The sequence below is a fragment of the Clavibacter zhangzhiyongii genome (assembly GCF_014775655.1).
Taxonomy (GTDB): domain Bacteria; phylum Actinomycetota; class Actinomycetes; order Actinomycetales; family Microbacteriaceae; genus Clavibacter; species Clavibacter zhangzhiyongii.
Genome location: NZ_CP061274.1, coordinates 1,681,758 through 1,707,062 on the forward strand (window position 1 = coordinate 1,681,758; position 25,305 = coordinate 1,707,062).

General features: G+C 72.8%; 19 protein-coding genes. 11 read left to right on the forward strand and 8 right to left on the reverse strand.

All coding sequences use genetic code 11. The features are described from left to right. Positions 1-127 precede the first annotated feature (127 nt). From H9X71_RS07990 to H9X71_RS08000, 3 genes are read left to right on the forward strand one after another with little or no spacing between them, the layout of a single operon-like run. Complete coding sequence (locus H9X71_RS07990; protein WP_191146618.1) at positions 128-1,588, forward strand: RNA polymerase sigma factor; 1,461 nt, start codon at positions 128-130, stop codon at positions 1,586-1,588. 3 nt (positions 1,589-1,591) lie between these two features. Next, the gene (locus tag H9X71_RS07995; RefSeq protein ID WP_191146619.1) at positions 1,592-2,872 is read left to right on the forward strand and encodes a Mur ligase family protein; all 1,281 of its coding nucleotides are present in this window, start codon (positions 1,592-1,594) and stop codon (positions 2,870-2,872) included. Then, positions 2,869-3,603, forward strand: a complete 735-nt coding sequence (locus tag H9X71_RS08000) for a type 1 glutamine amidotransferase (RefSeq protein ID WP_191146620.1) — start codon at positions 2,869-2,871, stop codon at positions 3,601-3,603. The genes H9X71_RS07995 and H9X71_RS08000 overlap by 4 nt, the downstream gene beginning before the upstream one ends. Before the next feature lie 98 nt (positions 3,604-3,701). On the opposite strand, the gene H9X71_RS08005 is transcribed toward H9X71_RS08000, so the two are convergent. Beyond that, complete coding sequence (locus H9X71_RS08005) at positions 3,702-3,929, reverse strand: DUF7455 domain-containing protein (protein WP_012038337.1); 228 nt, start codon at positions 3,927-3,929, stop codon at positions 3,702-3,704. 211 nt (positions 3,930-4,140) lie between these two features. Between H9X71_RS08005 and H9X71_RS08010 the strand changes: the two genes are divergently transcribed. Next, positions 4,141-6,219, forward strand: a complete 2,079-nt coding sequence (locus tag H9X71_RS08010) for a DNA gyrase/topoisomerase IV subunit B (protein ID WP_191146621.1) — start codon at positions 4,141-4,143, stop codon at positions 6,217-6,219. A 72-nt stretch (positions 6,220-6,291) separates the two neighbouring features. Here H9X71_RS08010 and H9X71_RS08015 read toward each other — a convergent pair whose 3' ends face one another. Continuing rightward, a complete protein-coding gene (locus H9X71_RS08015) occupies positions 6,292-8,838 on the reverse strand; it encodes a DNA gyrase/topoisomerase IV subunit A (protein WP_191146622.1) in 2,547 nt (848 codons plus the stop codon). Between the two features lie 84 nt (positions 8,839-8,922). On the opposite strand from H9X71_RS08015, the gene H9X71_RS08020 reads away from it, so the two are divergent. Then, positions 8,923-10,062, forward strand: coding sequence for an alkaline phosphatase family protein (locus H9X71_RS08020; RefSeq protein ID WP_191146623.1), 1,140 nt, complete (start codon positions 8,923-8,925; stop codon positions 10,060-10,062). Positions 10,063-10,129: 67 nt separating this feature from the next. Here H9X71_RS08020 and sepH read toward each other — a convergent pair whose 3' ends face one another. Next, the gene (sepH, locus tag H9X71_RS08025) at positions 10,130-11,338 is read right to left on the reverse strand and encodes a septation protein SepH (RefSeq protein ID WP_191146624.1); all 1,209 of its coding nucleotides are present in this window, start codon (positions 11,336-11,338) and stop codon (positions 10,130-10,132) included. Between the two features lie 326 nt (positions 11,339-11,664). Here sepH and H9X71_RS08030 point away from each other — a divergent pair, with 326 nt between their 5' ends. Next, the gene (locus H9X71_RS08030) at positions 11,665-11,958 is read left to right on the forward strand and encodes a DUF4193 domain-containing protein (protein WP_012038342.1); all 294 of its coding nucleotides are present in this window, start codon (positions 11,665-11,667) and stop codon (positions 11,956-11,958) included. A 48-nt stretch (positions 11,959-12,006) separates the two neighbouring features. On the opposite strand, the gene H9X71_RS08035 is transcribed toward H9X71_RS08030, so the two are convergent. Beyond that, complete coding sequence (locus H9X71_RS08035; protein ID WP_191146625.1) at positions 12,007-12,456, reverse strand: DUF3093 domain-containing protein; 450 nt, start codon at positions 12,454-12,456, stop codon at positions 12,007-12,009. Positions 12,457-12,494: 38 nt separating this feature from the next. Between H9X71_RS08035 and dut the strand changes: the two genes are divergently transcribed. The 5 genes from dut to dxs all read left to right on the forward strand — a co-directional run bounded on the left by dut (position 12,495) and on the right by dxs (position 19,569). Continuing rightward, positions 12,495-12,965: a dUTP diphosphatase gene (gene dut, locus H9X71_RS08040; protein ID WP_191146626.1), complete on the forward strand. Its 471-nt coding sequence runs from the start codon at positions 12,495-12,497 to the stop codon at positions 12,963-12,965. Beyond that, positions 12,962-13,651, forward strand: coding sequence for a DUF3710 domain-containing protein (locus H9X71_RS08045; protein ID WP_191146627.1), 690 nt, complete (start codon positions 12,962-12,964; stop codon positions 13,649-13,651). The genes dut and H9X71_RS08045 overlap by 4 nt, the downstream gene beginning before the upstream one ends. Before the next feature lie 2 nt (positions 13,652-13,653). Continuing rightward, the gene (locus H9X71_RS08050) at positions 13,654-14,481 is read left to right on the forward strand and encodes a DUF3159 domain-containing protein (RefSeq protein ID WP_191146628.1); all 828 of its coding nucleotides are present in this window, start codon (positions 13,654-13,656) and stop codon (positions 14,479-14,481) included. 207 nt (positions 14,482-14,688) lie between these two features. Continuing rightward, positions 14,689-17,502 carry an aconitate hydratase AcnA gene (gene acnA, locus H9X71_RS08055; protein WP_191146629.1) on the forward strand — a complete coding sequence of 938 codons (2,814 nt, stop codon included), beginning with the start codon at positions 14,689-14,691 and terminating at the stop codon, positions 17,500-17,502. Positions 17,503-17,616: 114 nt separating this feature from the next. Continuing rightward, positions 17,617-19,569, forward strand: coding sequence for a 1-deoxy-D-xylulose-5-phosphate synthase (gene dxs / locus H9X71_RS08060; RefSeq protein ID WP_191146630.1), 1,953 nt, complete (start codon positions 17,617-17,619; stop codon positions 19,567-19,569). Between the two features lie 60 nt (positions 19,570-19,629). On the opposite strand, the gene H9X71_RS08065 is transcribed toward dxs, so the two are convergent. The 4 genes from H9X71_RS08065 to H9X71_RS08080 all read right to left on the reverse strand — a co-directional run bounded on the left by H9X71_RS08065 (position 19,630) and on the right by H9X71_RS08080 (position 25,224). Beyond that, positions 19,630-21,759: a 3-hydroxyacyl-CoA dehydrogenase NAD-binding domain-containing protein gene (locus H9X71_RS08065; RefSeq protein ID WP_191146631.1), complete on the reverse strand. Its 2,130-nt coding sequence runs from the start codon at positions 21,757-21,759 to the stop codon at positions 19,630-19,632. After that, complete coding sequence (locus H9X71_RS08070) at positions 21,756-22,967, reverse strand: thiolase family protein (protein ID WP_191146632.1); 1,212 nt, start codon at positions 22,965-22,967, stop codon at positions 21,756-21,758. The genes H9X71_RS08065 and H9X71_RS08070 overlap by 4 nt, the downstream gene beginning before the upstream one ends. 71 nt (positions 22,968-23,038) lie before the next feature. Continuing rightward, the gene (locus tag H9X71_RS08075) at positions 23,039-24,631 is read right to left on the reverse strand and encodes a ribonuclease D (RefSeq protein ID WP_425321395.1); all 1,593 of its coding nucleotides are present in this window, start codon (positions 24,629-24,631) and stop codon (positions 23,039-23,041) included. Beyond that, complete coding sequence (locus H9X71_RS08080; RefSeq protein WP_191146633.1) at positions 24,628-25,224, reverse strand: DUF3000 domain-containing protein; 597 nt, start codon at positions 25,222-25,224, stop codon at positions 24,628-24,630. Before H9X71_RS08080 ends, H9X71_RS08075 begins: the two co-directional genes overlap by 4 nt. Positions 25,225-25,305 lie beyond the last annotated feature (81 nt).

Here is a 25,305-nt window from a genome sequence, read left to right on the forward strand (position 1 = left end):
ACGAGCAGCGGACTTGACATGGGTCCTAGCAATGTCCGAAAACAACCCCGACCCACCTCCGGCAGGTCTCCCCGCAGCAGCACCGCGGAGCGCGCGACCGGTCGTCGTGGGGACGAAAGGTGTTCGCATGGCCACCCCCTCCACCCCGTCCGCCACCCTGGACGCGGCCGCCGCGACCGGCACGGCCGACGCCGCCGCGACGGGTGAGGCGAAGGCCCCCGCCAAGCGCGCGCCGGCCCGCAAGCCGGCCGCCGCCAAGAGCGCAGCCGGCACGGCGACCAAGGCGCCCACGAAGGCCGCGGCCGCGAAGGCCGCCGCTGCCGCCGCCGCCGATGAGGCCGACGCACCCGCGGTCGTCAAGGAGCCCACCGCCCGGGCCAAGGCCGCCGCCGCCAAGAAGGCCGCAGCCGCGTCAGGCGACGCCGCTCCCGCGAAGGCACCCCGCAAGACCGCCGCCAAGAAGACCACCGCCGCCGCGGACGGTCCCGCCGACCCCGCCGAGGAGGAGGCCGAGGAGGTCGTGGTCCCCGTCGCGGAGGACGACACCGAGGACGAGGTCGTCGAGGACGGCGCCGCGAAGCCCCCCGTCGTGCTCGAGCCCCTCCCCACCGGCGCCATGGTGCTGTCGAACAAGGAGGAGGACGAGGACGTCCCCGTCTACTCGACGACCATCACGGGCGCCACGGCCGACCCCGTCAAGGACTACCTCAAGCAGATCGGCAAGGTCGCGCTGCTCAACGCCGCAGAGGAGGTCGAGCTCGCCATGCGCATCGAGGCAGGCCTCTTCGCCGAGGACAAGCTGGCGAACACGCCCGGCATCTCGCGCGAGCTCGAGCGCGAGCTGCGCTGGGTCGCACGCGACGGCCAGCGCGCGAAGAGCCACCTGCTCGGCGCCAACCTCCGCCTCGTGGTCAGCCTCGCCAAGCGATACACGGGTCGCGGGATGCAGTTCCTCGACCTGATCCAGGAGGGCAACCTGGGCCTCATCCGCGCGGTCGAGAAGTTCGACTACACGAAGGGCTTCAAGTTCTCCACGTACGCCACGTGGTGGATCCGCCAGGCCATCACCCGAGCCATGGCCGACCAGGCGCGCACCATCCGCATCCCGGTGCACATGGTGGAGGTCATCAACAAGCTCGCCCGCGTCCAGCGGCAGATGCTCCAGGACCTGGGCCGCGAGCCCACGCCCGAGGAGCTGTCGCGCGAGCTCGACATGACGCCCGAGAAGGTCATCGAGGTGCAGAAGTACGGCCGCGAGCCCATCTCCCTGCACACGCCCCTCGGCGAGGACGGCGACAGCGAGTTCGGCGACCTGATCGAGGACACCGAGGCGGTCGTCCCGGCCGACGCCGTGGGCTTCACGATGCTGCAGAAGCAGCTCGAGTCGCTCCTCGACTCGCTGTCCGAGCGCGAGGCGGGCGTCATCCGCATGCGCTTCGGTCTCGGCGACGGCATGCCGAAGACGCTCGACCAGATCGGCGACACGTTCGGCGTCACCCGCGAGCGGATCCGCCAGATCGAGTCGAAGACCATGGCCAAGCTCCGCCACCCGTCGCGCTCGCAGTCGCTGCGCGACTACCTCGAGTAGGCCGTGCCCCTGCGCCTCGCCGTCGCCGCCGGACGCGCCGCCCGCTGGGCCGCCCGTCTCCGCGGCGGCGGTTCCGCCGTGCCCGGCGTCGTCGCCCTCCGCCTCGAGCCCCGCTTCCTCGAGCGGACGATCGCCGACCTGCCCCACGGCGTGGTCGCCGTCACCGGGTCGAACGGCAAGTCGACGACCACCCACATGCTCACCGCCGTGCTCCGCGCGCACGGGCTCCGCGTCTTCACGAACCCGTCGGGCGGGAACCTCCCGCAGGGGATCGCCTCCGCGGTGCTGGCGGACGCCGACGCCTCCGGGCGCCTCGACGCCGACGTCGCCGTCCTGGAGATCGACGAGGCGTACGGCGTCGCGCTCTCCGCGCTCCTGACGCCGCGCACGGTGCTGCTGCTCAACATCCAGATCGACCAGCTCAACCGGTTCCACGAGCCGGACCGCGTCGTCGGCATGCTGGAGCGGATCGCCGCGACGGCCACGGAGGCGGTCGTCGCCAACCGCGACGACGCGCACGTCAATGCCATCGCCGCGGATGCCGCGCGTGCGGGTCGCGCCGCGGTGGACTGGTTCGGCGTCTCCGAGGAGCTCCTCGGCGACAGCAAGCACGGCCTGGCCTCCGCCCCGCGGTTCGGATCCGAGGATCCCGACCCCGTGCACGTCACGGCCGACGTCGAGGCCGTGGCGCTCTCGGGTCGCGAGGCGGTCTTCCGCCTGCCGGCCGGCGACGTCCCGGTGACGCTCCCGTCGCGCGGCCTCCACTACGCGGTCGACGCCGCGGGTGCCCTCGCGACCGCGCGGCGCGTCCTCGGCGACCGCTTCGACCCGGCCCTCGCGGCCCAGGGCCTCGGCTCCGTCGCCGCGGTCTACGGGCGGGGCGAGATGCTGCGCGCGGGCGGCGAGGACATCGAGATCATCATGATGAAGAACCCCGCGAGCCTGCAGATGAACCTCGACGCGCTGGGCGACCCGCCCGAGCAGGTCCTGCTCGCGGTCGACGACGGCACGCCCGACCCCTCGTGGATCTACGACACCGACCTCTCCGCACTCACGCACGCCGACGTCGTCTCCGGCACGAAGGGCTACCAGCTCGCCGTCCGCTTCGGCTACGAGGGCCTCGAGGTCGGGCGCGTCGAACCCGACCTGCGTCGCGCCGTCCAGGCGTTCCTCGCCCTGGAGAAGCCCACCCGCGGCGTCAAGACCATGATCGTCAACTACGAGCAGATGATGGCGATCCGCCGCATCCTCGGCTACACGGACCTCGAGGGAGGACCCGCGTGAGCGACGCCCTGCGCATCCTGCACCTCTATCCGGAGGAGCTCGGCATCAACGGCGACCGCGGCAACGTGACCGTGCTCGTCGAGCGCGCGCGCATCCGCGGCATCCGCACCGAGGTCGTCCGGCACGCACCGGGCGGCGGCCACCCCGGCGAGGCCGACCTCGTCGTCGTCGGATCCGGCCCGCTCACGGCCCAGCGCTCCGTGCTCCCCGACCTCGTCTCGCTCGCCGGGCACCTCATCGCGCTGCAGGCAGCGGGCGTCCCGCTCCTGGCGGTGGGCGGCGGCCTGCAGCTGCTGGGGGAGTCCGTGCGGCTCGTCGACGGCGGCGAGCTCGTGGGCGCCGGCGTGCTGCCGGTCCGCACCACGCTGACGGCCGAGCGCCGGGTGGGCGACCTCGTGCTCGACACCCCCGACGGCGAGCTCGTGGGCTACGAGAACCACGGCTCGACGCTCGACATCGGCGACGCGTCCGCGCTCGGATCCGTGCGGGCGGGCTTCGGCAACACGGGCGCCGGCGGCGGCGAGGGCGTCCGCCTCGGCGCCTCCATCGGCACCCACCTCGGCGGCCCCGTTCTCGCGCTCAACCCGCGCCTCGCGGACGAGCTGCTCGCGGCCGCGCTCACGCGTCACGGCCGGGAGCTGCCCGCCGACATCTCCGGGACGCTCGACCGCCTCGACGGCTGGGCGCGCGAGGCGCGGGCCACCGTCATGGCGCGACCCGCGCACTACTAGCCGGCACGGCGCCGTCGGACGCCGCCGGACATGGAGAAGGGCGCATCCCCGTGGGGATGCGCCCTTCGTACGTCGGCCGGAGCCGACGCGGAACGTGCCTAGGCGCGCTCGTCGAGCAGGCGGCTCGACTCGTCGTGCCAGCTCGTCGCGATGGCCGACAGCTTCTCCTGGTACTTCTTGCCGTGGTGGGCGCAGAAGAGGAGCTCGGAGCTGTTGACCTCGACTCGGATGTAGGCCTGGGCGCCGCAGCTGTCGCAGCGGTCGTTGGCGGTGAGCTGGTGGTTGTCGAGCTCGTCCACGGGACGCTCGGTCGCGGTCGGTGTCATGTGATGCTCCCCTCCGGGTCGGGTCGTGGGTCGAGCCGAATGCGTCAAGTAGACCACGTGCTCCCGGCAGTCGGCCCATCCGGGCCCGTCGTTTCGCTCTGCGCGTAGGCATGAGCGGGGACGGCGGGTCGGAGGGGGAGACGCCGGGCGGCGGTTAAGATCGACACCGGCTCGCGTCCGGCGAACGCCGGACGCACATGGAGGACAGCACGTGGCAGCATCCGATTATTCCGCCCGCCATCTCTCCGTCCTCGAGGGCCTCGAGGCGGTGCGCAAGCGGCCCGGCATGTACATCGGATCCACCGACTCCCGCGGCCTCATGCACTGCCTGTGGGAGATCATCGACAACAGCGTCGACGAGGCCCTGGGCGGACACGGCGACCTGATCGACGTGCGCCTGCACCCCGACGGCAGCGTCGAGGTGCGCGACACCGCGCGCGGGGTGCCCGTCGACATCGAGCCGAAGACCGGGCTGTCGGGCGTCGAGGTCGTCTTCACCAAGCTGCACGCCGGCGGCAAGTTCGGCTCCGGGTCCTACGCGTCCTCCGGCGGCCTGCACGGCGTCGGCGCGTCCGTCGTCAACGCCCTCTCCGAGCGCCTCGACGTCGAGGTCGACCGCGGCGGGAGGACGCACGCCATGAGCTTCCGCCGCGGCGAGCCCGGCATCTTCGACGACCAGGGGGAGCCCAGCCCCGACGCGCCCTTCCGCCCGTTCACGTCGGGCAGCGAGCTGCGGGTCGTCGGCAAGGTGCGCAAGGGCGTCACCGGTACGCGGATCCGCTACTGGGCCGACCGCCAGATCTTCACGCGCGGCGCGTCCTTCCTCACCGAGGAGCTCCTCGGCCGGGCACGGCAGACGGCGTTCCTCGTGCCGGGGCTCAGCATCGACATCGAGGACCTGCGCGGCGAGCAGCCCGTGCGCGAGTCCTTCCGCTTCGACGGCGGCATCACCGAGTTCGTCGACCACCTGGCGCTCGACGCCCCGCTCACGGACACCTGGCGGCTCACCGGCTCGGGCACGTTCACGGAGACGGTGCCCGTCCTCACCGACGGCGGGGCGATGGTCCCCACCGAGCTCACGCGCGAGTGCCAGGTCGACGTCGCGCTGCGCTGGGGGACCGGCTACGACACCCGGTTCAAGTCCTTCGTCAACATCATCGCGACGCCGAAGGGCGGCACCCACCAGGCCGGCTTCGAGGCGGGCCTGCTCAAGTTCGTGCGCGCGCAGGTCGACGCGAACGCCCGCAAGCTCAAGGTCGGCACCGACAAGCTCGAGAAGGACGACGTGCTCGCGGGCCTCACGGCCGTGCTCACGGTGCGCTTCCCGGAGCCGCAGTTCGAGGGGCAGACCAAGGAGGTGCTCGGCACGCCGGCGGTCCGCCAGATCGTCTCGCAGGTCGTGCAGAAAGCCATGGCCGAGCGCTTCGAGTCGACCCGCCGCGAGGACAAGGCGCAGACGGCCGTGCTGCTGGAGAAGGTCGTCGGCGAGATGAAGTCGCGCATCTCGGCCCGCACCCACAAGGAGACGCAGCGCCGCAAGAACGCGCTGGAGAGCTCGTCCCTGCCCGCGAAGCTCGTGGACTGCCGGTCGAACGACGTCGCCAACAGCGAGCTGTTCATCGTGGAGGGCGACTCCGCCCTCGGGACGGCGAAGCTCGCGCGCGACAGCGAGTACCAGGCGCTGCTTCCCATCCGCGGCAAGATCCTCAACGTGCAGAAGGCCTCGCTGCCGGACATGCTCTCCAACACCGAGTGCGCGTCCATCATCCAGGTGCTCGGCGCCGGGTCCGGCCGCACCTTCGACCTGTCGGCGGCGCGCTACGGGAAGATCATCATCATGAGCGACGCCGACGTCGACGGCGCCCACATCCGCACGCTCCTGCTCACGCTGTTCTTCCGCTACATGCGGCCGATGATCGACGAGGGCCGCGTGTTCGCCGCCGTGCCGCCGCTGCACCGCGTGGTGGTGATGAACCCGGGGTCGAAGCCGAACGACGTGATCTACACCTACTCGGAGCGCGAGCTGGCCGCGGTGCTGGCGCAGGCGAAGCGGCAGGGCAAGCGCTACCAGGACCCCATCCAGCGCTACAAGGGGCTGGGGGAGATGGACGCCGACCAGCTCGCGACCACGACGATGGACCGGCGCAACCGCACGCTCCGCCGCGTGCGGGTGGACGACGCCGAGGCCGCCGCGCGCATGTTCGAGCTGCTCATGGGCAACGACGTGGCGCCGCGCAAGGAGTTCATCATCGACGGCGCCGGATCCGTGCGGGATCGCATCGACGTGTGACGCACGGGCGCTGATACGGCGACGGCCGCGGAACCCGAGGGGTCCGCGGCCGTCGCCGTGCGTCGTGCGGGATCAGGTGTCGAGCGGCGCCGACCCGTCCTCCGCGGGAGCCTCGACCACGCCGACCGCGGCGCCCGACGCGGCGTCGGGCACCTCGTCGGGCGTGACCGCGTGCCCGACGCTGCCGACGGCCTTCTCGAGCGGGATGCCCGATCCGTCGCGCTTCATGCCCGTGGGCGGGAGCTGCCGGACCTCGCCGGCGGGGCCCACCGCCAGCGCCGGGCCGGGCCCGACCCAGGCGAGCGCCAGGTGGTCCTCGCCCTTGAGGTAGGCGTGCGCCCGGACGCCGCCCGTGGCGCGGCCCTTGCGGGGGAAGTCGCCGAAGGCGGACACCTTGGCACGGCCGGGGTCCACGCCCGTGATGGTCGCCGACGAGGCAGAGATCGTGACGACGTGCGCCCCCTCCGGCGCCACGGACGAGAAGAACAGCACGCGGGCGCCCTCACCGAGGTTGACCCCGGCGACGCCTCCCGCCTGGATGCCCTGGGGCCGGACGGAGACCGCCGGGAAGTGCAGCAGCTGCGCCTCGCTCGTGACGAAGACGAGCTCGTCCGTCTCGGCGCCCTGGCGGGCTCCGACGACCTCGTCGCCCTTCCGTAGCGCGATGACCTCGAACTCGGGCTTCGCGGGCAGGGCGGACGGCGCGACGCGCTTGACGACGCCCTGGCGCGTGCCGAGGGCGATGGCCTCCTCGGTGCCCAGCGCGACGAGCGCGACGACGCGCTCCCTCTTGTCCGTGAGCCCGAGGTAGTCGCGGATCCGCACGCCCGCGCCCAGCTGCACGCTCGCGACCGGCACGACGGGCAGGTCCACCGGCGTCATGGTGACGAGGCGGCCCGTGTTGGTGATGGCGCCGATGCGGGTGCGGCTCGTGGTCTCGATGGCCGTGAGGACGGCGTCGTGCGAGCTGCGGCGGACGGTCTGCAGGGGCGTGCCCGGCGCGTCCGTCGGCAGGTCGACGCGCACCGCGCGTCCCGTGGTGGACAGCAGCACCCGGCAGGGCACGTCGGCGATCTCGAGCACGGGCGCGGCCCGGCGGCTCGACGCCCCGGCGACGCTCGGCGCGGCCTCGGTGAGGAGCGTCCGACGCGGCGTGCCGAAGCGGTCGGCGACCTCCTGCAGCTCGCTCGAGACGAGGGCGCGGAGGCGCCGCGGATCGGCCAGGATCGCCTCGAGCTCGGCGATCTCCGCCGCGAGACGGTCGCGCTCCTCCTCGAGCTCGATGCGGCTGAACCGCGTGAGGCGGCGGAGGCGGAGCTCGAGGATGTAGTCGGCCTGCAGCGTAGAGAGGTCGAACACGTCCATGAGGCGGGCGCGCGCCTGCTCCGTGTCGTCGCTGCCGCGGATGACCTGGATGACCTCGTCGATGTCGAGGATCGCGATGAGCAGGCCGAGCACGAGGTGCAGCCGCTCCTGCCGCCGGGCGAGGCGGTAGCGCGTGCGCCGCGTGACGACGTCGAGCCGGTGCGCCACGTAGACCTGCAGCAGCTCCTTCAGCCCCAGCGTCTGCGGGCTGCCGTCGACGAGCGCCACGTTGTTGATGCTGAAGCCGTCCTCGAGCGGCGTGTAGCGGTAGAGCTGCTCGAGCACGGCCTCGGGGTTGAAGCCCGTCTTGATCTCGATGACGAGCCGCAGCCCGTGTGTGCGGTCCGTGAGGTCGGTGACGTTCGTGATGCCGGACAGCTTCTTGTTCTGGACGCCGTCCTTGATCTTCTCGATGACCTTCTCGGGGCCCACGAGGTACGGCAGCTCGGTGACGACGAGGCCCGACTTGCGCGGCGTGAGGCTCTCGACGGAGACGCGGGCGCGCGTCTTGAAGCTGCCGCGCCCGGTGGCATAGGCGTCCTTGACGCCCGACAGCCCGATGATCGTGCCGCCGGTGGGGAGGTCCGGCCCGGGGACGAAGGCCATGAGGTCGTCGAGCGTGGCGTCCGGGTGGTCGATGAGGTGGCGGGCGGCGCCGACGACCTCGATGAGGTTGTGCGGCACCATGTTGGTCGCCATGCCGACCGCGATCCCGCTGGCGCCGTTGACGAGCAGGTTCGGGAACGCCGCGGGCAGCACGGCGGGCTGCATGAAGGCGTTGTCGTAGTTGGGCACGAAGTCCACGACGTCCTCGTCGAGGCCCTCGACCATCGCGAGCGCCGACGCCGCGAGCCGGGCCTCCGTGTACCGGGGGGCGGCCGGCCCGTCGTCGAGCGACCCGAAGTTGCCGTGCCCGTCGATGAGCGGCACGCGCAGCGTGAACGGCTGCGCCATGCGCACCATCGCGTCGTAGATGGCCGAGTCGCCGTGCGGGTGGAGCTTGCCCATCACCTCGCCCGTGACGCGCGCGCTCTTCACGTGCCCGCGGTCGGGGCGGAGGCCCATCTCGCTCATCTGGTAGAGGATGCGGCGCTGCACGGGCTTCAGCCCGTCGCGCGCGTCGGGCAGTGCCCGGGAGTAGATGACCGAGTAGGCGTACTCGAGGAACGAGTTCTCCATCTCGGTGGAGACGTCGACGTCCTCGATCCGCTCGGCGGGCTCGTCGGGCGTGGTGTTCGTGGTGGAGGGACTCATGGACTCTCTGGGTCGGGATCGGCGCTGCGACGATCGGCGTCGTAACGCGGATGCGCGCCGGGCTGCTGTGGCAGACTGGGCCGGATGGCCCCCATGCTACCGGCGCCCGGATCCGGCCGGATGAGCCTCACCGCCGTGATGCCCGGCTGCCTCGCCGCCCTCGCCGGGGAGGAGTCGGAGGCCGGCCTCCCGGCCGTCGACCGGGCGGTCGTCGTCCTCGTCGACGGCCTCGGATCCGCCGCCCTCCGCGCGCGCGCCGGACACGCCCGCCACCTGGTGCGGGGCTGGCGCAAGAAGGACGTCGTCGACGTCGGCTTCCCCACCACGACGGCCGCGAGCATCACCTCGCTCACCACGGGCGTGCGCGCGGGCGAGCACGGCCTCGTCGGCTACAGCGCGCTGGATCCCGCGCACGACCGCGTCGTCAAGCTCCTGTCGGGCTGGGACGCGATGAGCGTGCCGGAGGAGTGGCAGCCCGTGCCCACCGTCTTCGAGCGCGCGACCGCCGCGGGCGTGCCCGCCTTCGTCGTGGGCGCCGCCCGCTACTCCGGCTCCGGCTTCTCGCGCGCCGCGCTCCGCGGCGCCACCTACGTGCCCGCTGCGTCGATCGCCGACCGCTTCGCCGCGACGCGCGCGCTGATGGACCGGGAGCCCCGAGCGCTCGTCTACCTGTACGTCCCCGAGCTCGACCAGGCCGCGCACTCCCACGGCTGGCAGTCGGACCGCTGGCTCCGCGGCCTCGAGGAGCTGGACGCGGCCGCCGGGCCGTTCCTCGACCGGCTCGGCCCCCGCGAGGGCGCTCTCATCACCGCCGACCACGGCATCGTCGACGTCCCCGCCGCATCCCAGGTCCTGTTCGACCGCGTGCCGGAGCTCGTGGCGGGCGTGCGCCACGTCGCGGGCGAGCCGCGCTGCCTCCACCTGCACCTCGAGCCCGGCGTCGACGCCGACGGCCTGGCGGAGGCCTGGCGCGCGTCCGAGGGGGCCCGCGCGCACGTCGCCACGCGCGCCGAGGCGATCGCCGCCGACTGGTACGGCCCGGTCCGCGACGGGGTCGCGGAGCGCATCGGCGACGTGGTCGTCGCGACGCGCTCGCTCATCGCGTACTACGACGGGCGACCCCGCGACCAGGGCGCACGACGCATGGTCGGGCAGCACGGCTCCTTCTCCGACGACGAGCGGCTGGTCCCGCTCATCCGCGCGGGCGCCTTCACCCGGGGCTGAGCCGACCCCGGGGCCGGCTCGACGGCGGCGGGACGGCCCGCGGAGGGGCGCCCCGCCGCCCCGCCGATCAGGCCAGGTGGTCGTCGTCGCTGCGCGCGCCGAAGACGATCTCGTCCCAGCTCGGCATGGCCGTGCGGCCCCGACGACCGGACGGCTTCCCGGATCCCCGTCCCTCGCCGGCCCCGGGCGTGCGCAGGCCCTCGTCCTCGGCGTCGTCGCGGGCGCGGTCCCGACCGCTGTCCACGCGGCCGATGCCGGGGATGACGGCGGAGCGCAGCGGCGGCACCGAGCGCTGGCCCCCGCGCGGGCGGGACAGCGGCTCGTCGCGGCGGGCGGCGGGCGCGGGGGACGCCGCGGGCGCGGGCGCCTCGTCGACGGCGTCGTCGCCCTCGTCGTCGCGGGGCACGGACTCGCGCTCCCCGCGGCGGCGGCGCAGCGCCTCGAGCAGGTCGGCGGTCTCGTTCAGCTCCGCCTGCGCGACCCGCGCGGGCTGCTGCGTGCCGGCCGGGTGGTTGCCCTGGCGGCCGAGGTGCGCGACGGACGCACCCTCGTCCCGGCGGGGCGCCTCCCACTGCTGCGGGGCCGTGTCCTCGGTCGCGGACGCGGTGGACTCAGGGAGACGGAACGCGCCGCTGTCGAAGCGGGTCACCCCGTCCTCCTGGTGCGTCGCCACGGCCTCGGGCGGCAGGGCCCGGAGACGCGGGATGAGGGCTCCGCGGATCTCGCCCTGCTGCGAGAGCGTGATGGCCTCGTTGTTGCCGGGGGAGAGCGCGTGCTTCTTCGCGTCGTAGGACCAGCGCGCGTCGTGGTCGATCTCCTCGCTCGTGAAGGCGACCTTCACGACCCATCCGCCCAGCTGCTCCTTCCAGCTGCTCCAGCGCACCTCGGTCGCGCCGAGTGACTCCAGGCGCTCCTCGATGACCTGGCCGAAGAGCGTGCCCTGGCCCATGGGGTCGACCTCGATGGCCGTGTGCACGGGCACCTTCATCGCGCTGCGGACGACGTGCTCGCGCTCGGCGACGACCGGACCCTCGAACTTGCGGACGTACTCGACGGACGCGCCGGTCTCCCGCGCGACGTCCTCGGCGCTCATGCCCTGCCGGATGAAGGACTGGATGATGCGCGGGGCGGCCTTGCGCGTGGCGGCTCCGTCCCCGGACTGGCGGCGCAGCGCCTGGCGGAACGAGTCGTCCATGACGAGGCGGTGCCGTTCACCGCCCGCCGTCTCGACGACGAGGGCGCCGTCCTCGACTCCGACGATCTTCAGATCCTGCATGTGTTCCACGCCTCTCGCGCTCACTGGACGATTCACGATGACACGAGTCGGCCCCTCTTCCGGGGAATACGCGTGGCGCGCCGCGACTTGTGTCCGACGAGAGCGCCGGGAGGCGGGATCACGGCCCCGGACGGCACTCAGTTAGTGCGCGAACGGTGTACCGTGTGAGTCCGCATCCACGGCTCGGGGACGGGCCGGCTCCCCGCATCCAAACCGCCGATCAGGAGCCCCGTCAGGGGCTCGGAGGACGGTTTGCTATCCGGATGCGATTCATGCAAACTGTGCCCGCCGATTCCGTTCGGCGGTTATTCGAGAAGTGGACAGGAATGGCAACTGATTACGACGCCCCGCGCAAGACGGAGGACGACTCCGACTCGATCGAGGCTCTGAAGGAGCGCGTCCCGGACCGCATGTCCGGGGTCGTGGACGTCGACGATGCCGACAACCCCGGGAGCTTCGACCTCGCCGGAGCCGACCTCTCGGACCTCGAGCTCGAGACGGTGGTGCTGCCTCCGCAGGCCGACGAGTTCACCTGCGTGAGCTGCTTCCTGGTGAAGCACCGCTCGCAGATCGACCACCAGGAGAAGCTCGGACCCATCTGCCAGGAGTGCGCCGCGTAGAGCGACGCCGGGCGAGAGCCCCGCAGAGGTCCCCGACCTCACCGCACGTCATGATCGCCGCGATCCCCGGATCGCGGCGATCAGTCGTTCCGGGGTGCGGGTGGAGAGCAGCCAGTACGGAGCGGGATCCGACGCGTCGAGGAGCGGAACCCGCACGACCGGATCCACCCAGCCGCGGATGACGAGGTGGGCCCGCGCGTGCAGCCGCGTGCCGCGTTCCGCCGTCGCCTCCGCCCCGCGGAAGCCCTCCGGCTCGCCGAGCTGGTCGACGTCGATCGACGCGCGGCCCGCCCGCAGCCGGCCGTCGGCCACCTCGAGCACGGGGCTCGTCATGACGAGGATCGCCACGACGCCCGCGTACAGCACGATCGCGACGACCACCCCGGCCAGCACGCTGATGGGGAGGAACACGAGCAGGCTCGCGGGGATGACGAGGGCGGTCGCGACGAACAGCCAGGGAGCCGGCCACAGCCGCTCCCGGTAGGGGGAGGGGTGCATGCGCCTATTCGATCAGATTCCTGCACTAGCCTCGGACCGTGCCCGATCCCGTCGACGTCCTCATCGCGGGCGACGCCCCGATCCCGGCCTACGCGCACCCCGGTGACGCGGGAGCGGATCTCACGAGCGCGGAGTCCCTCCGCCTCGATCCCGGCCAGCGGGCGACCGTGGGCACGGGCGTGTCCATCGCCCTCCCCGACGGGTACGCCGCCTTCGTGCTCCCGCGCAGCGGCCTCGCGGCCGAGCACGGCATCACGATCGTGAACGCGCCCGGGACCGTCGACGCGGGCTACCGCGGCGAGATCCGCGTGACCCTGCTCAACACGGACGCCGACGCCGCGTACGATGTCGCGGTCGGCGACCGCATCGCGCAGGTCGTCGTCATGCCGGTCAGCCGCGTGCGCTTCGTGCCCGTGGAGAAGCTGCCCGGGAGCCACCGCGGCTCGGGGGGCTTCGGCTCGACGGGCAGCGGCGCCCTCCCCGCCCGAGAACCAGGAGACCTGACATGACCGACGAGAACCTCCCCCAGCCGGACGCCGCCGTCGACGAGGACGCCGAGCACGTCCTGGACGCCAAGTCCGCTCCCGACGACCGCGCCGACGAGGGCCCGCTCGACGAGACCGAGGCGAACCCGGTCCGGCCCTACGTCGACCTCGGCGGGATCAAGATCCTGCCCCGCGAGGGTCTGCACCTCCGGCTCGAGGTCGCGGAGGGCACGCAGCAGGTCGTGGCCGTCGGCCTCGACTACGCCGAGTCCAGCCTCCAGGTGCAGCCGTTCGCGGCGCCCCGTTCCAGCGGCCTCTGGCACGAGATCCGCACCACCATCGGTGAGCAGATCCAGCGGCAGGGCGGCACGACCCGCCTGGCCGACGGCCCGTTCGGCCCGGAGCTCCACGCCGTGATCCCCGTGGTGCAGCAGCCGGGACAGCCGGCGGCGAGCACGCGCGAGGCGCGCTTCATCGGCGTCGACGGCCCGCGCTGGTTCCTGCGCGGCGTCATCACCGGCCGTGCCGTCTCCGACGCGGACGCCGCCGCCGCGGTCGAGGACCTGTTCCGCAGCGTCGTCGTCGTGCGCGGCACGTCGCCCATGCCGCCGCGCGACCTCATCCCGCTGAAGATGCCGGCCGCGCAGGTCGGCACGACGCCCGGCGCCGCGCCCCTCGGCGAGAGCCCCGCCCCGGCCCTGGGCTCCTGAGCGTGACGGGCGACGGCCCGCTCGACCGCGATCCCGCGCGGGCCGAGGACGAGACGGCCGCACGACGGGCGGAGGCGACCCCCTCGTCCGCCGCCGACCACGCGGACGGCGGACCCCGCCCACCGGCGCCCGCGACCGCGCCTGGCGAGGCCCTCGGCGCGAGCATGGCGCAGGCCGCCGAGCGCGCCGGCCTCGGCCAGGCCGCTCGCGGCGAGACCATGACCGCCTCCGCGCTCCTCACGGCGATGGGCGGCGTCCGCGGCGTGCTCGAGGCCATCGTGCCCGGGCTCCTCTTCCTCGTGGCCTTCACCATCACGCGCGACGTCGTCCTCTCGGTCGCGGTACCGGTGGCGGTCGCGGTCGTGGCCGTCGTCGCCCGGCTCCTCCAGCGCTCCGCCGTCGCGCCCGCCGTGGGCGGCCTGGTGGGCATCGTCATCTCCGCGTTCCTCGCCCTCCGGTCGGGGGAGGGCCGGGACTTCTACGCCCTCGGGCTCTGGACCAACGGCGCGTACTTCGCGGTGCTGCTCGTCTCCGTCGTCGTCGGCTGGCCGCTCGTGGGCGTGGCCGTGGGGTTCCTCATGGGCGACGGCACGGCCTGGCGGCAGGACCGCCGGAAGGCCCGCGCCCTGCGGCTCCTCACGCTCGTCTGGGTCGGCTTCTTCGCGCTGCGCCTCGCGGTGCAGCTCCCGCTCTACCTCGCCGACGCCATCGACGCGCTCGGCGTCGCCCGCCTGGTGATGGGCACGCCCCTCTACGGCGTGCTGCTCGTGCTCTCCTGGCTCTTCGTCCGCGCCGTCTACGCGAAGGACCCCGCCGCACCGACGGCGTGAGCCCGACGGGCCGACCGCGCGGCGGGGCGTGATCCCCGCGGCGCGGTGGTAGATTCATCTCGACGTCGAGATACATCGGCGCCGTCCCGCCCCGCGTCGGCGCGCCCGTTCAGGGTCGCCTTACTGGACCCGGCCGCGGCGGGCGACCAAGATCGGGTGACGGGCGGAACGGGATTCCGCGCCCATCCAACGAGGGAAGAGGGCCACGTGTCTGCAATCAACAGCTTCGGCGCGAAGGACACACTCCGCGTCGGGGACACCGACTACGAGATCTACCGCATCGACACCGTGCCGGGCCACGAGCGTCTCCCGTTCAGCCTCAAGGTGCTGCTGGAGAACCTCCTCCGCACCGAGGACGGCAAGAACGTCACCGGGACGCAGATCAGCGCCCTCGGCGACTGGGTGCCCGAGTCCGAGCCCGACACCGAGATCCAGTTCACGCCGGGCCGCGTCGTGATGCAGGACTTCACCGGCGTGCCCTGCATCGTCGACCTCGCCACCATGCGCGAGGCCGTCGGCGAGCTGGGCGGCGACCCGACCCGGATCAACCCGCTGGCGCCCGCGGAGCTCGTCATCGACCACTCCGTCATCGCCGACCTCTTCGGCTCCGAGGACGCGCTCGAGCGCAACGTCGACATCGAGTACGAGCGCAACGGCGAGCGGTACCAGTTCCTCCGCTGGGGCCAGACGGCGTTCGAGGACTTCAAGGTCGTCCCGCCCGGCACCGGCATCGTCCACCAGGTCAACATCGAGCACCTCGCCCGCGTCACCATGACGCGCGAGGTCGGCGGCGTCCTGCAGGCCTACCCCGACACGTGCGTCGGCACCGACTCGCACACCACCATGGTCAACGGCCTGGGCGTGCTGGGCTGGGGCGTCGGCGGCATCGAGGCGGAGGCGGCCATGCTCGGCCAGCCGGTCTCGATGCTCATCCCCAAGGTCGTCGGCTTCAAGCTCGCGGGGGAGATCCCCACGGGCGTCACCGCCACCGACGTGGTGCTCACCATCACGCAGATGCTGCGCAAGCACGGCGTCGTCGGCAAGTTCGTCGAGTTCTACGGATCCGGCGTCGGCGCCGTCCCGCTCGCCAACCGCGCCACCATCGGCAACATGAGCCCCGAGTTCGGCTCGACCGCCGCGGTCTTCCCCATCGACGACGTCACGCTCGAGTACCTGCGCCTCACGGGCCGCAGCGAGGAGCAGGTCGCGCTCGTCGAGGCCTACGCCAAGGAGCAGGGCCTCTGGCACGACGCCGCGGTGGAGCCCACCTTCAGCGAGTACCTCGAGCTGGACCTCTCCACGGTCGTCCCCTCCATCGCCGGCCCGAAGCGCCCGCAGGACCGCATCGAGCTCACCGACGCCAAGTCGCAGTTCGAGCGCGACCTCAACGACTACGCGAAGGTCGACCACGACATCGTCGACCTCGCGTCGGCCATGAGCTTCCCCGCGTCCGACCCGGGCGAGCTGCAGCCGGAGGACGAGCACTCCACGCACGAGACGCACCACGCGTCGAACAGCCCCGCGAGCGTCACCAAGCCGACGCGCGTCACCCTCGAGGACGGGCGCGACTTCACGCTCGACCACGGCGCCGTGGCCATCGCGGCGATCACGTCGTGCACCAACACGTCGAACCCGTCGGTCATGCTCGCCGCCGGGCTCCTCGCCCGCAACGCCAGCAAGAAGGGCCTCAAGGCCAAGCCGTGGGTGAAGACCACGCTGGCGCCGGGATCCAAGGTCGTCACGGACTACTACGAGAAGTCCGGCCTCACCACGTACCTCGAGGACCTCGGCTTCTACACGGTCGGCTACGGCTGCACCACCTGCATCGGCAACTCCGGACCGCTGCTCGACGAGATCTCCACCGCCGTGCAGGACAACGACCTCGCCGTCACGGCCGTCCTCTCGGGCAACCGCAACTTCGAGGGCCGCATCAACCCCGACGTGAAGATGAACTACCTCGCGAGCCCGCCGCTCGTCATCGCCTACGCGCTGGCCGGGTCGATGAACTTCGACTTCGACGCCGACGCGCTCGGCACCGACACCGAGGGCAACGAGGTGTTCCTGAAGGACATCTGGCCCGACGCGGCCGAGGTCCAGTCGACGATCGACAGCTCCATCGACACGGGCATGTTCACGCACCAGTACGCCGGCGTCTTCGACGGCGACGAGCGCTGGCGCTCGCTCCCCACTCCCACGGGCGCCACGTTCGAGTGGGACGCGGAGTCGACCTACGTCCGGAAGCCCCCGTACTTCGAGGGCCTGACGATGGAGACCACGCCGGTCTCGGACATCACGGGCGCGCGCGTGCTCGCCAAGCTGGGCGACTCGGTCACGACCGACCACATCAGCCCGGCCGGCTCGATCAAGGCGGACAGCCCCGCCGGCCGCTACCTCGACGAGCACGGGGTGGGCCGCAAGGACTACAACTCCTACGGCTCGCGTCGCGGCAACCACGAGGTCATGATCCGCGGCACGTTCGCGAACATCCGCCTCCGCAACCAGCTGCTGGACGGCGTCGAGGGCGGCTACACGCGCGACTTCACGCAGCCCGACGGCCCGCAGTCGTTCATCTACGACGCCGCGCAGAACTACGCGGCCTCGAGCACCCCGCTGGTGATCCTCGCGGGCAAGGAGTACGGCTCCGGCTCGTCGCGCGACTGGGCGGCCAAGGGCACGAGCCTGCTGGGCGTCAAGGCGGTCATCACCGAGAGCTTCGAGCGGATCCACCGCTCCAACCTCATCGGCATGGGCGTCGTCCCTCTGCAGTTCCCGGCGGGCGAGACCTGGGACACGCTCGGGCTCGACGGCACCGAGGAGATCAGCATCACCGGTCTCGAGGAGCTGAACTCGGGCACCACGCCGCGCACCGTGCGCGTGGTCGCCGCCCCCACCGCCGACTCGCCCGCGGGCAAGCAGACGGTGGAGTTCGACGCGCTCGTGCGCATCGACACCCCCGGCGAGGCGGACTACTACCGCAACGGCGGCATCCTGCAGTACGTGCTGCGCAGCCTGGTCGCGTAACAGGAGGCTGAGGAGGCCGGGCGGCGACGCCCGGCCTCCTTCGTGCATGCAGGGCCCTGCGTACACTCGATGAGGCGGACGTCGCGACATGGCGTCCGATGGAAGGCGGTCAGCATGGGAATCCTCGAGACGATCACGGGACCCCGGGACCTCGACCGGCTGAGCGGCGAGCAGATGCTCGAGCTGGCCGCGGAGATCCGGCAGTTCCTCGTCGCGGAGGTCTCCAAGACGGGTGGCCACCTGGGGCCGAACCTCGGCGTCGTGGAGACGACCCTGGCGATCCACCGGGTCTTCGACTCGCCCAAGGACCCGATCGTCTTCGACACGGGCCACCAGTCGTACGTCCACAAGCTCCTCACGGGCAGGCAGGACTTCTCCCGGCTCCGGGAGTCCGACGGCCTCGCCGGGTACCCGCAGCGCTCCGAGTCCGAGCACGACATCGTCGAGAGCTCGCACGCGTCCAGCTCGCTGAGCTGGGCCGACGGGATCTCCCGCGCGTTCGAGATCACCGGGCAGACCGACCGCCACGTGGTCGCGGTCGTCGGCGACGGGGCGCTCACGGGCGGGATGACGTGGGAGGCGCTCAACAACATCTCCGACGACAACACGCGGAAGCTGATCATCGTCGTCAACGACAACGGCCGCTCCTACGCGCCGACCATCGGCGGCATGGCGCGCTTCCTCAACACCGTGCGCACGCGCCGCTCGTACCGCGGCCTGTACGAGACGAGCCAGCGGGTCTTCGGCGTCTTCGGCGCGCCGGGCGACAGCCTCTACCGCGGGCTCCGCGGCGGCCTCCACGGCTTCCTCACCCGCGTCACCGACAACGAGGCGCTGTACTCGAACCTCGACATCAAGTACCTGGGGCCCATCGACGGGCACGACCAGCAGGCGATGGAGGAGGCCCTCGAGCAGGCGCGCGACTACGGCGCGCCCGTCATCGTGCACGCCATCACGGAGAAGGGCCGGGGCTACGAGCCGGCCCGCCGCGACGTCGCCGACCAGTTCCACGCCGTGGGGCAGATCGACCCGGAGACGGGTGAGCCCATCGACGCGTCGCACGCGGTCAGCTGGACCAGCGTCTTCGCGGACGAGATCCTCGCCCTGGCCGACGAGGATCCGCGCATCGTCGGGATCACGGCCGCCATGCTCCGCCCCGTGGGCCTCCACCGCTTCGCCGAGAAGCACCCCGAGCGCGTGCACGACGTCGGAATCGCCGAGCAGCACGCCGTGACGAGCGCGGCCGGCCTCGCGTTCGGCGGCCTGCACCCGGTCGTCGCCCTCTACGCCACCTTCGTCAACCGCGCCTTCGACCAGGTGCTCATGGACGTCGCCCTGCACCGCGCGGGCGTGACCTTCGTGCTCGACCGCGCGGGCGTCACCGGCCCCGACGGCCCGAGCCACCACGGCATGTGGGACCTCGCGCTGCTGCAGATCGTGCCGCACATCCGCCTGAGCGCCCCGCGGGACGCCACGCGCCTCCGCGAGGAGCTGGGCGAGGCGGTCAGGGTCGACGACGGGCCCACGGTCGTCCGGTTCTCCAAGGGCACGGTCGGCGACGAGATCGAGGCCGTGCGACGGCTCGACGACGGCGTCGACGTGCTGCTCGAGTCGGCGTCGAAGGACGTGCTCATCGTCACGGTCGGACCCATGGCGGCCATGGGCATCGAGGTCGCGGAGCGGCTGGCCGCCCAGGGCATCGGCGCGACCGTCGTGGATCCCCGGTGGGTCGTCCCCGTGCCCCGGAGCGTCGTCGAGCTCGGCGGCACCCACCGGCTCGTCGTCACCATCGAGGACGGCGTCGTCGTCGGCGGCATCGGCACGCGCATCCGCCAGGACCTGCGCGCGGCCGGCATCGACACGGGCGTCACCGAGCTGGGGCTCCCGGACGAGTTCCTCGACCACGGGTCGCGTTCGCAGATCCTCGAGCGCGTCGGCCTCACCCCGCAGCACATCGCGCGCGACGTGGTGGCGCAGGTGCTCGGCAGCCGCGTGCCGTCCGCGCGGCCCCTGCCGGAGGACGCCGACCGCGTCTCCATCGCCCACGAGGACGACGACCAGGTCTAGCCCGGGCGACGACGAAGGGCCCGGCCATGACGGCCGGGCCCTTCGTCGTGCGCTGCGGCCCTACTCGACGCCGCGGATCACCGGGTGGTGGAACGTGTCGCCGAAGGCGCGCTCGCTCGCCCCGACCCGGTCGAGGTACGGCGTGAGGCCGCCCATCTGGAACGGGTAGCCGGCGCCGAGGATGAGGCACAGGTCGATGTCCTCCGCCGCGTGCACGACGTCGTCCTCGAGCATGCGGTGCACCTCGTCGGCGAGGCCCGTCTCCACCCGCTCGCGGATCCCCTCGGCCGTCATGGGCGAGTCCCCGCCCTTCACGATGCGCACGGCCTCCTTGTCGAAGCCCGTGGGCCGGCCCTTGGCGTCGCGCGCGTAGATCCGCCCGAGGTCCGCCAGCCGGTGCAGGTTGGGGCTCTCGAAGAACCGGTCGGGGAAGGCGGCGTGGTGCGTGTCGAGCACGTGCGCGCCCACCTTGAGCCCCACGAGCTCGAGCAGCTCGAAGGGGGTCATGGGCAGGCCGAACGGGGCGAGCGACCGGTCCACGACCTCGAAGGGCGTGCCCGTGTCGACCGCGTGCATGGCCTCGCCGAGCACCTTCGCGAGGATCCGGTTCACCACGAAGCCCGGGGTGTCCCGTGTGATGACCGCGTTCTTCTTCAGCTTCCGGGCAACCTGCATGGCCGTCGAGAGCGTCGCGTCGGTCGTCCGCGGGGTGCGCACGACCTCGATGAGCGGCATGACCGCCACGGGGTTGAAGAAGTGGAAGCCGACGACGCGCTCGGGGTGCGCCAGCCGCTCGGCGATGCGCTCGACCGACAGGCTCGACGTGTTCGTGGCGAGGATCGCGGTCTCGGAGACGTGCTGCTCGATCTCGGCGAACACCGCCTGCTTGACGCCCAGCTCCTCGAACACGGCCTCGATGACCCAGTCCGCGTCCGCGAAGTCGGCCTTGTCGGTCGTGCCGGTGACGAGCGCGGCGAGCCGGTTGGCCTCGTCGGGGGAGACGCGCCCCTTCTCGGCGAGCTTCCGGATCTCGCCGTGGATCCCCGCGACGCCCGCGTCGACGCGCGCCTGGTCGAGGTCGGTGATGACCACGGGCACCTGGAGGCGGCGGACGAACAGCAGCGCGAACTGCGACGCCATGAGCCCGGCGCCCACGACGCCGACCTTGGTGACGGGACGCGCGAGGTCCTTGTCCGGAGCGCCGGCCGGGCGCTTGGCCCGCTTCTGCACGAGGTCGAACGCGTAGATGCTCGCGCGGAACTGGTCGCCGGAGATGAGGTCCGCGAGGGCCTCGTCCTCGGCGGCGAAGCCCTCCTCGCGCGTGCTCCGCTTGGCGGCCTGCAGCAGGTCGAGCGCGCGGTACGGCGAGAGCGCCACCGTGCCGATGCGCTGCTCGAGCGACTTCCGCGCGATGCCGATGGCGATGTCCCACTTGGCGAGGCGCTCGAGGCGGCCCGGCGCGTTCGGGCGCTTCACCTCGACGGCGCCGGAGAGGACGCCGTCGGCCCAGAGGATCGACTGCTCGAGGAACGACGCGGACGGGAAGGACGCGTCGGCGATGCCGAGCTCCATCACGTCGGCGGCCTTCAGCGTGCGGTTGTTCTTGAGCGGGTTCTCGATGATCACCTTGAGGGCGTTCTCGATGCCGATGAGGTTCGGCAGCAGCCACGCGCCGCCCCAGCCGGGGATGATGCCGAGGAAGACCTCGGGCAGCGCGACCGCGGGCACGGACTCGTCGACCGTGCGGTAGTCGGAGTTGAGGCCGATCTCGAGCCCGCCTCCGAGCGCGAGACCGTTGATGAACGTGAACGAGGGCACGCCGAGGCGGTGCAGGCGGCCGAGCGTGTCGTGGCCGAGCTGCGCCATCTGGCGCCCGACCTCGCGGCTCGGGATCTCGCCGACCTTGCTGAGGTCGGCGCCGGCGGCGAGGATGAACGGCTTGCCGGTGATCGCGACGCCGCGGACCTCCCCGGCGGCGGCGCGCGCCGCGAGCCGGTCGAGCACGTCCGCCAGCTCGATCAGCGTGGCCGGGCCGAGCGTGGACGGCCGCGTGTGGTCCCGACCGTTGTCGAGCGTGAGGAGCGCGAGCACCCCGCCGGAGGGCAGGGGCACGTCGCGGACGAACGAGTGGGTGACGACCTCGTCGGGATCGAGCGCCACGAGCTCCCGGAAGCGGCTGGTGTCGGTCACTTGTTCCTCTTCTTCCTCTTGCCGGTGAAGTGCGGGTTCTCCCAGATGACGCTGCCGCCCTGGCCGAGGCCCACGCACATCGCCGTGAGGCCGTAGCGGACCTCGGGGTGCTGCTCGAACTGGCGCGCGAGCTGGTTCATCAGCCGGACGCCGCTGGAGGCGAGCGGGTGGCCGACGGCGATGGCGCCGCCGTACTCGTTGACGCGCGGATCCGCGTCGTCGATGCCGAAGTGGTCGAGGAGGCTGAGGACCTGGATGGCGAACGCCTCGTTCAGCTCGAACAGCCCGATGTCGTCGATGGTGAGGCCGGCCTTGCGGAGCGCCTTCTCGGTGCTCGGCACGGGTCCGATGCCCATGATCTCGGGCTCGACGCCCGCGAACGCGAAGGACACCAGCGTCATCTTCGGCGCGAGGCCGAGCTCCTTCACGGCGTCGCCGCTCGCGAGCAGGGCGGCGGTCGCGCCGTCGTTGAGGCCCGACGAGTTGCCGGCCGTGACGCGGCCGTGCGGGCGGAACGGGGTGCGGAGGCCGGCGAGGCCCTCGAGCGTCGTCTCCGGGCGCATCGCCTCGTCGCGCGTGGCGAGACCCCAGCCCTCCTCGGAGCGGGTGGCGACGGGCACGAGGTCCGGCTGGATGTGGCCGTTGGCGTAGGCGAGCGCCGTCTTCTGCTGGCTGGCGAGGGCGTAGCGGTCGGCGCGCTCCCGGGTGAGCGCGGGGAAGCGGTCGTGGATCCGCTCCGCCGTGCTCCCCATGTTGAGCGCGTCCTGGCTCACGATCCGCTCGGCGAGGAACCGGGGGTTCGGGTCGGCGTCGAAGCCCATCGGGTGGCGGCCCATGTGCTCGACGCCGCCGGCGATCGCGAGGTCGTAGGCGCCGAACGCGATGCCGCCGGCGGTGGCGGTGACGCTCGTCATGGCGCCCGCGCACATGCGGTCGATGGCGAAGCCGGGTACCGAGCGGGGGAGCCCGGCGAGGAGCGCGGCCGTGCGGCCGAGCGTGAGGCCCTGGTCGCCCGTCTGCGTGGTGGCGGCGATGGCGACCTCGTCGATGCGGTCCTTCGGCACCTGCGGGTTCCGCTCGAGCAACCCGATCATGGCCTTGACCACCAGGTCGTCGGCGCGGGTCCGCCAGTACATGCCCTTCTCACCCGCTCGTCCGAACGGGGTGCGGACCCCGTCCACGAAATGGACTTCGGCTCTCTCGACCACTGACGCCTCCTCGCATCGCTTTCCCCCACCCTAGGGAGAGGCCGGTGGGGAGCCGAATCCGTTGACTGTTCCTACGAGGCCCCGTCGTCGGTCGCGTCGTCGGCTTGGTCCGCATCCACAAAGGCCGCGGCCACGGGAGCGGCGGTCGCCTCGATCTGCCAGGGACGCGCGCCCCAGGACGCGAGCGCCTCGGCGACGGCCTCCGGCGCGAGGTCGGCGGGCGGCGTCCAGGCGACACGGCGCAGGACCTCGGGCGTGAGCAGGTTCTCCTGCGGGACGGACATCGAGGACGCGACCTCCTGCACGGCCACGCGGGCGCGCTTGAGGCGGCGGTCGGCCGCCGGGTCCTTGTCGGCCCAGGCCTTGGGCGGCGGCATGGTCTCGCCCGTGCCGCGCAGCTGCGGGAACTCGGTCGCGGCGAGCCCGCGCTCGACGGCGGCCCACCAGCGGTCGATCTCGCTGCGGCTCGCGCGGCCCGAGAACTCCCGGACGGCGGCGAGGTCGCGCTTGGACTGCGGGAGGACGCGCGCGACGGCGACGAGCGAGCCGTCCGGCACGAGCCGGCCGGGGCTGGTGTCGACCTCGCGGGCGTAGGCGTCGCGCGCCTCCCACAGCTCCTTGGCGACGGCGAGGTTGCGACCCCCGCGCACGCCGTGCAGGCCGCTCAGGCGACGCCACGGCTCGACCCGCGCGGGCTTCGCCTCCTTGGCGATCGTCGCCTGGAACTCCTGCTCGGCGATGCCCGACTTGCCCTGCTCCTCGAGCCGGCGCGCGATCTCGTCGCGCACGTCGACGAGCAGCTCCACGTCGAGCGCGGCGTAGACGAGCCAGGCGCGGGGGAGGGGGCGGGTCGACCAGTCGGCCGCGGAGTGCTCCTTGGCCAGGTGGATCCCGAGCAGCTCCTCCACCACGGTGCCGAGCCCCACGCGCGGGAGACCCAGCAGGCGGGAGGCGAGCTCGGTGTCGAAGATGCGCTGCGGGTCGAGGCCGACCTCGCGCAGGCACGCGAGGTCCTGGCTGGCGGCGTGCAGCACCCACTCGACGTCGCGGATCACGTCGTCGAGCTCGGAGAAGTCGCCCACCGCCGGCGGGTCGAAGAGGAAGGTGCCGGCGCCGCGGCGGAAGACCTGGATGAGGTAGGCGCGCTGGCTGTAGCGGAAGCCGGACGCGCGCTCGGCGTCGACGGCGACGGGACCGGTGCCCCCCGCGATCGCCTCGACGGCGCGCAGGTACTCCTCGCGGGTGTCGATGACCGTGAGGTCGCCGGTGGCGGCCGCCTCGCGGAGGGGCGCGCGCGGGGGCGCGGCGGCGTCCGATGACGCGGCGGCGGCCTGCTCCTCCCGCGGGGTCGCCGCGGCGGGCGCGGTGGACGCGCGGCGCGCGGACCGCGGGGCGCGCGGGCTGTCGACCGTCGGATCCGCGGCCGGGGCGCCGTCCGCCGGCGCCGGCGCCGGCTGGACATCCTCGACCGGCTCGCGCCGCGTGCGGGTGCGGGTGCGGGACCGCGCGGCGACCGCGTCGGTGGCGGTGGAACCGGGGACGTCCGAGAAGAGCGACGCGCCCATGGCCGGGCGGCCGAGCGGGACGGCGGGCGGGGCCGCGGCAGGGGAGTCGCGGACGGGTGCCGCGGACTCGGGGTCGGGGATGTCGGACGGGGCGTTCACGTCCGGGTGCGTCGCGCTGATAGCAGTGTCACTCCTTCGCCCGCGGGAGGCAGCCCGGCGAGCATGCACAGTAGTTCCCCCCAGCCTTCCACATGGGCGGTCACGTCCGCGTCCGCGGGGGTCCACGAGGCGCGCAGCTCGATCTTCGCGCCGCTGCCCTGGCGGGCGAGCTCGCCGTAGCCGGTGCTGATTATCCGGGTCGCGGTGCCCGAGGGCGCCGAGTAGCGGGCGCCGCGCGAGGCGAGGCCGTCGACGAGCCACGACCAGGCCACGTCGGCGAGGAACGGATCCGTGCCCATGTCGGTCTCGAGCGGGGCCTGCGCGAAGCAGACGATGCGGAAGGAACCGCCCCAGGCGTCCGGCTCCTCGGGGTCGTGGAGGAGGATGAAGCGGCCCGTGCCGAGCTCCGAGTCGGACGCGTGGCCGGACGGCGAGACGTCGGCGGCGAGGGCGACCGCGTAGGGCGCGAGGCCGCTCGACGGCGAGGGGATCTCCGTCAGCACGAGCTCCGACCGCGTCGTCGCGCGTCGCAGCGCGTCCAACGCCGCGCGGAACTCGGGCGGATCCTCGGGACTGTCACGGGTCTCTACCACGTGTGCAGACTAGGGTCCGGCGCGCCGCGTCCCGGGAGCCACGCCGGGACGCATCCGGCCGACGGACGCGCGCGACGACGC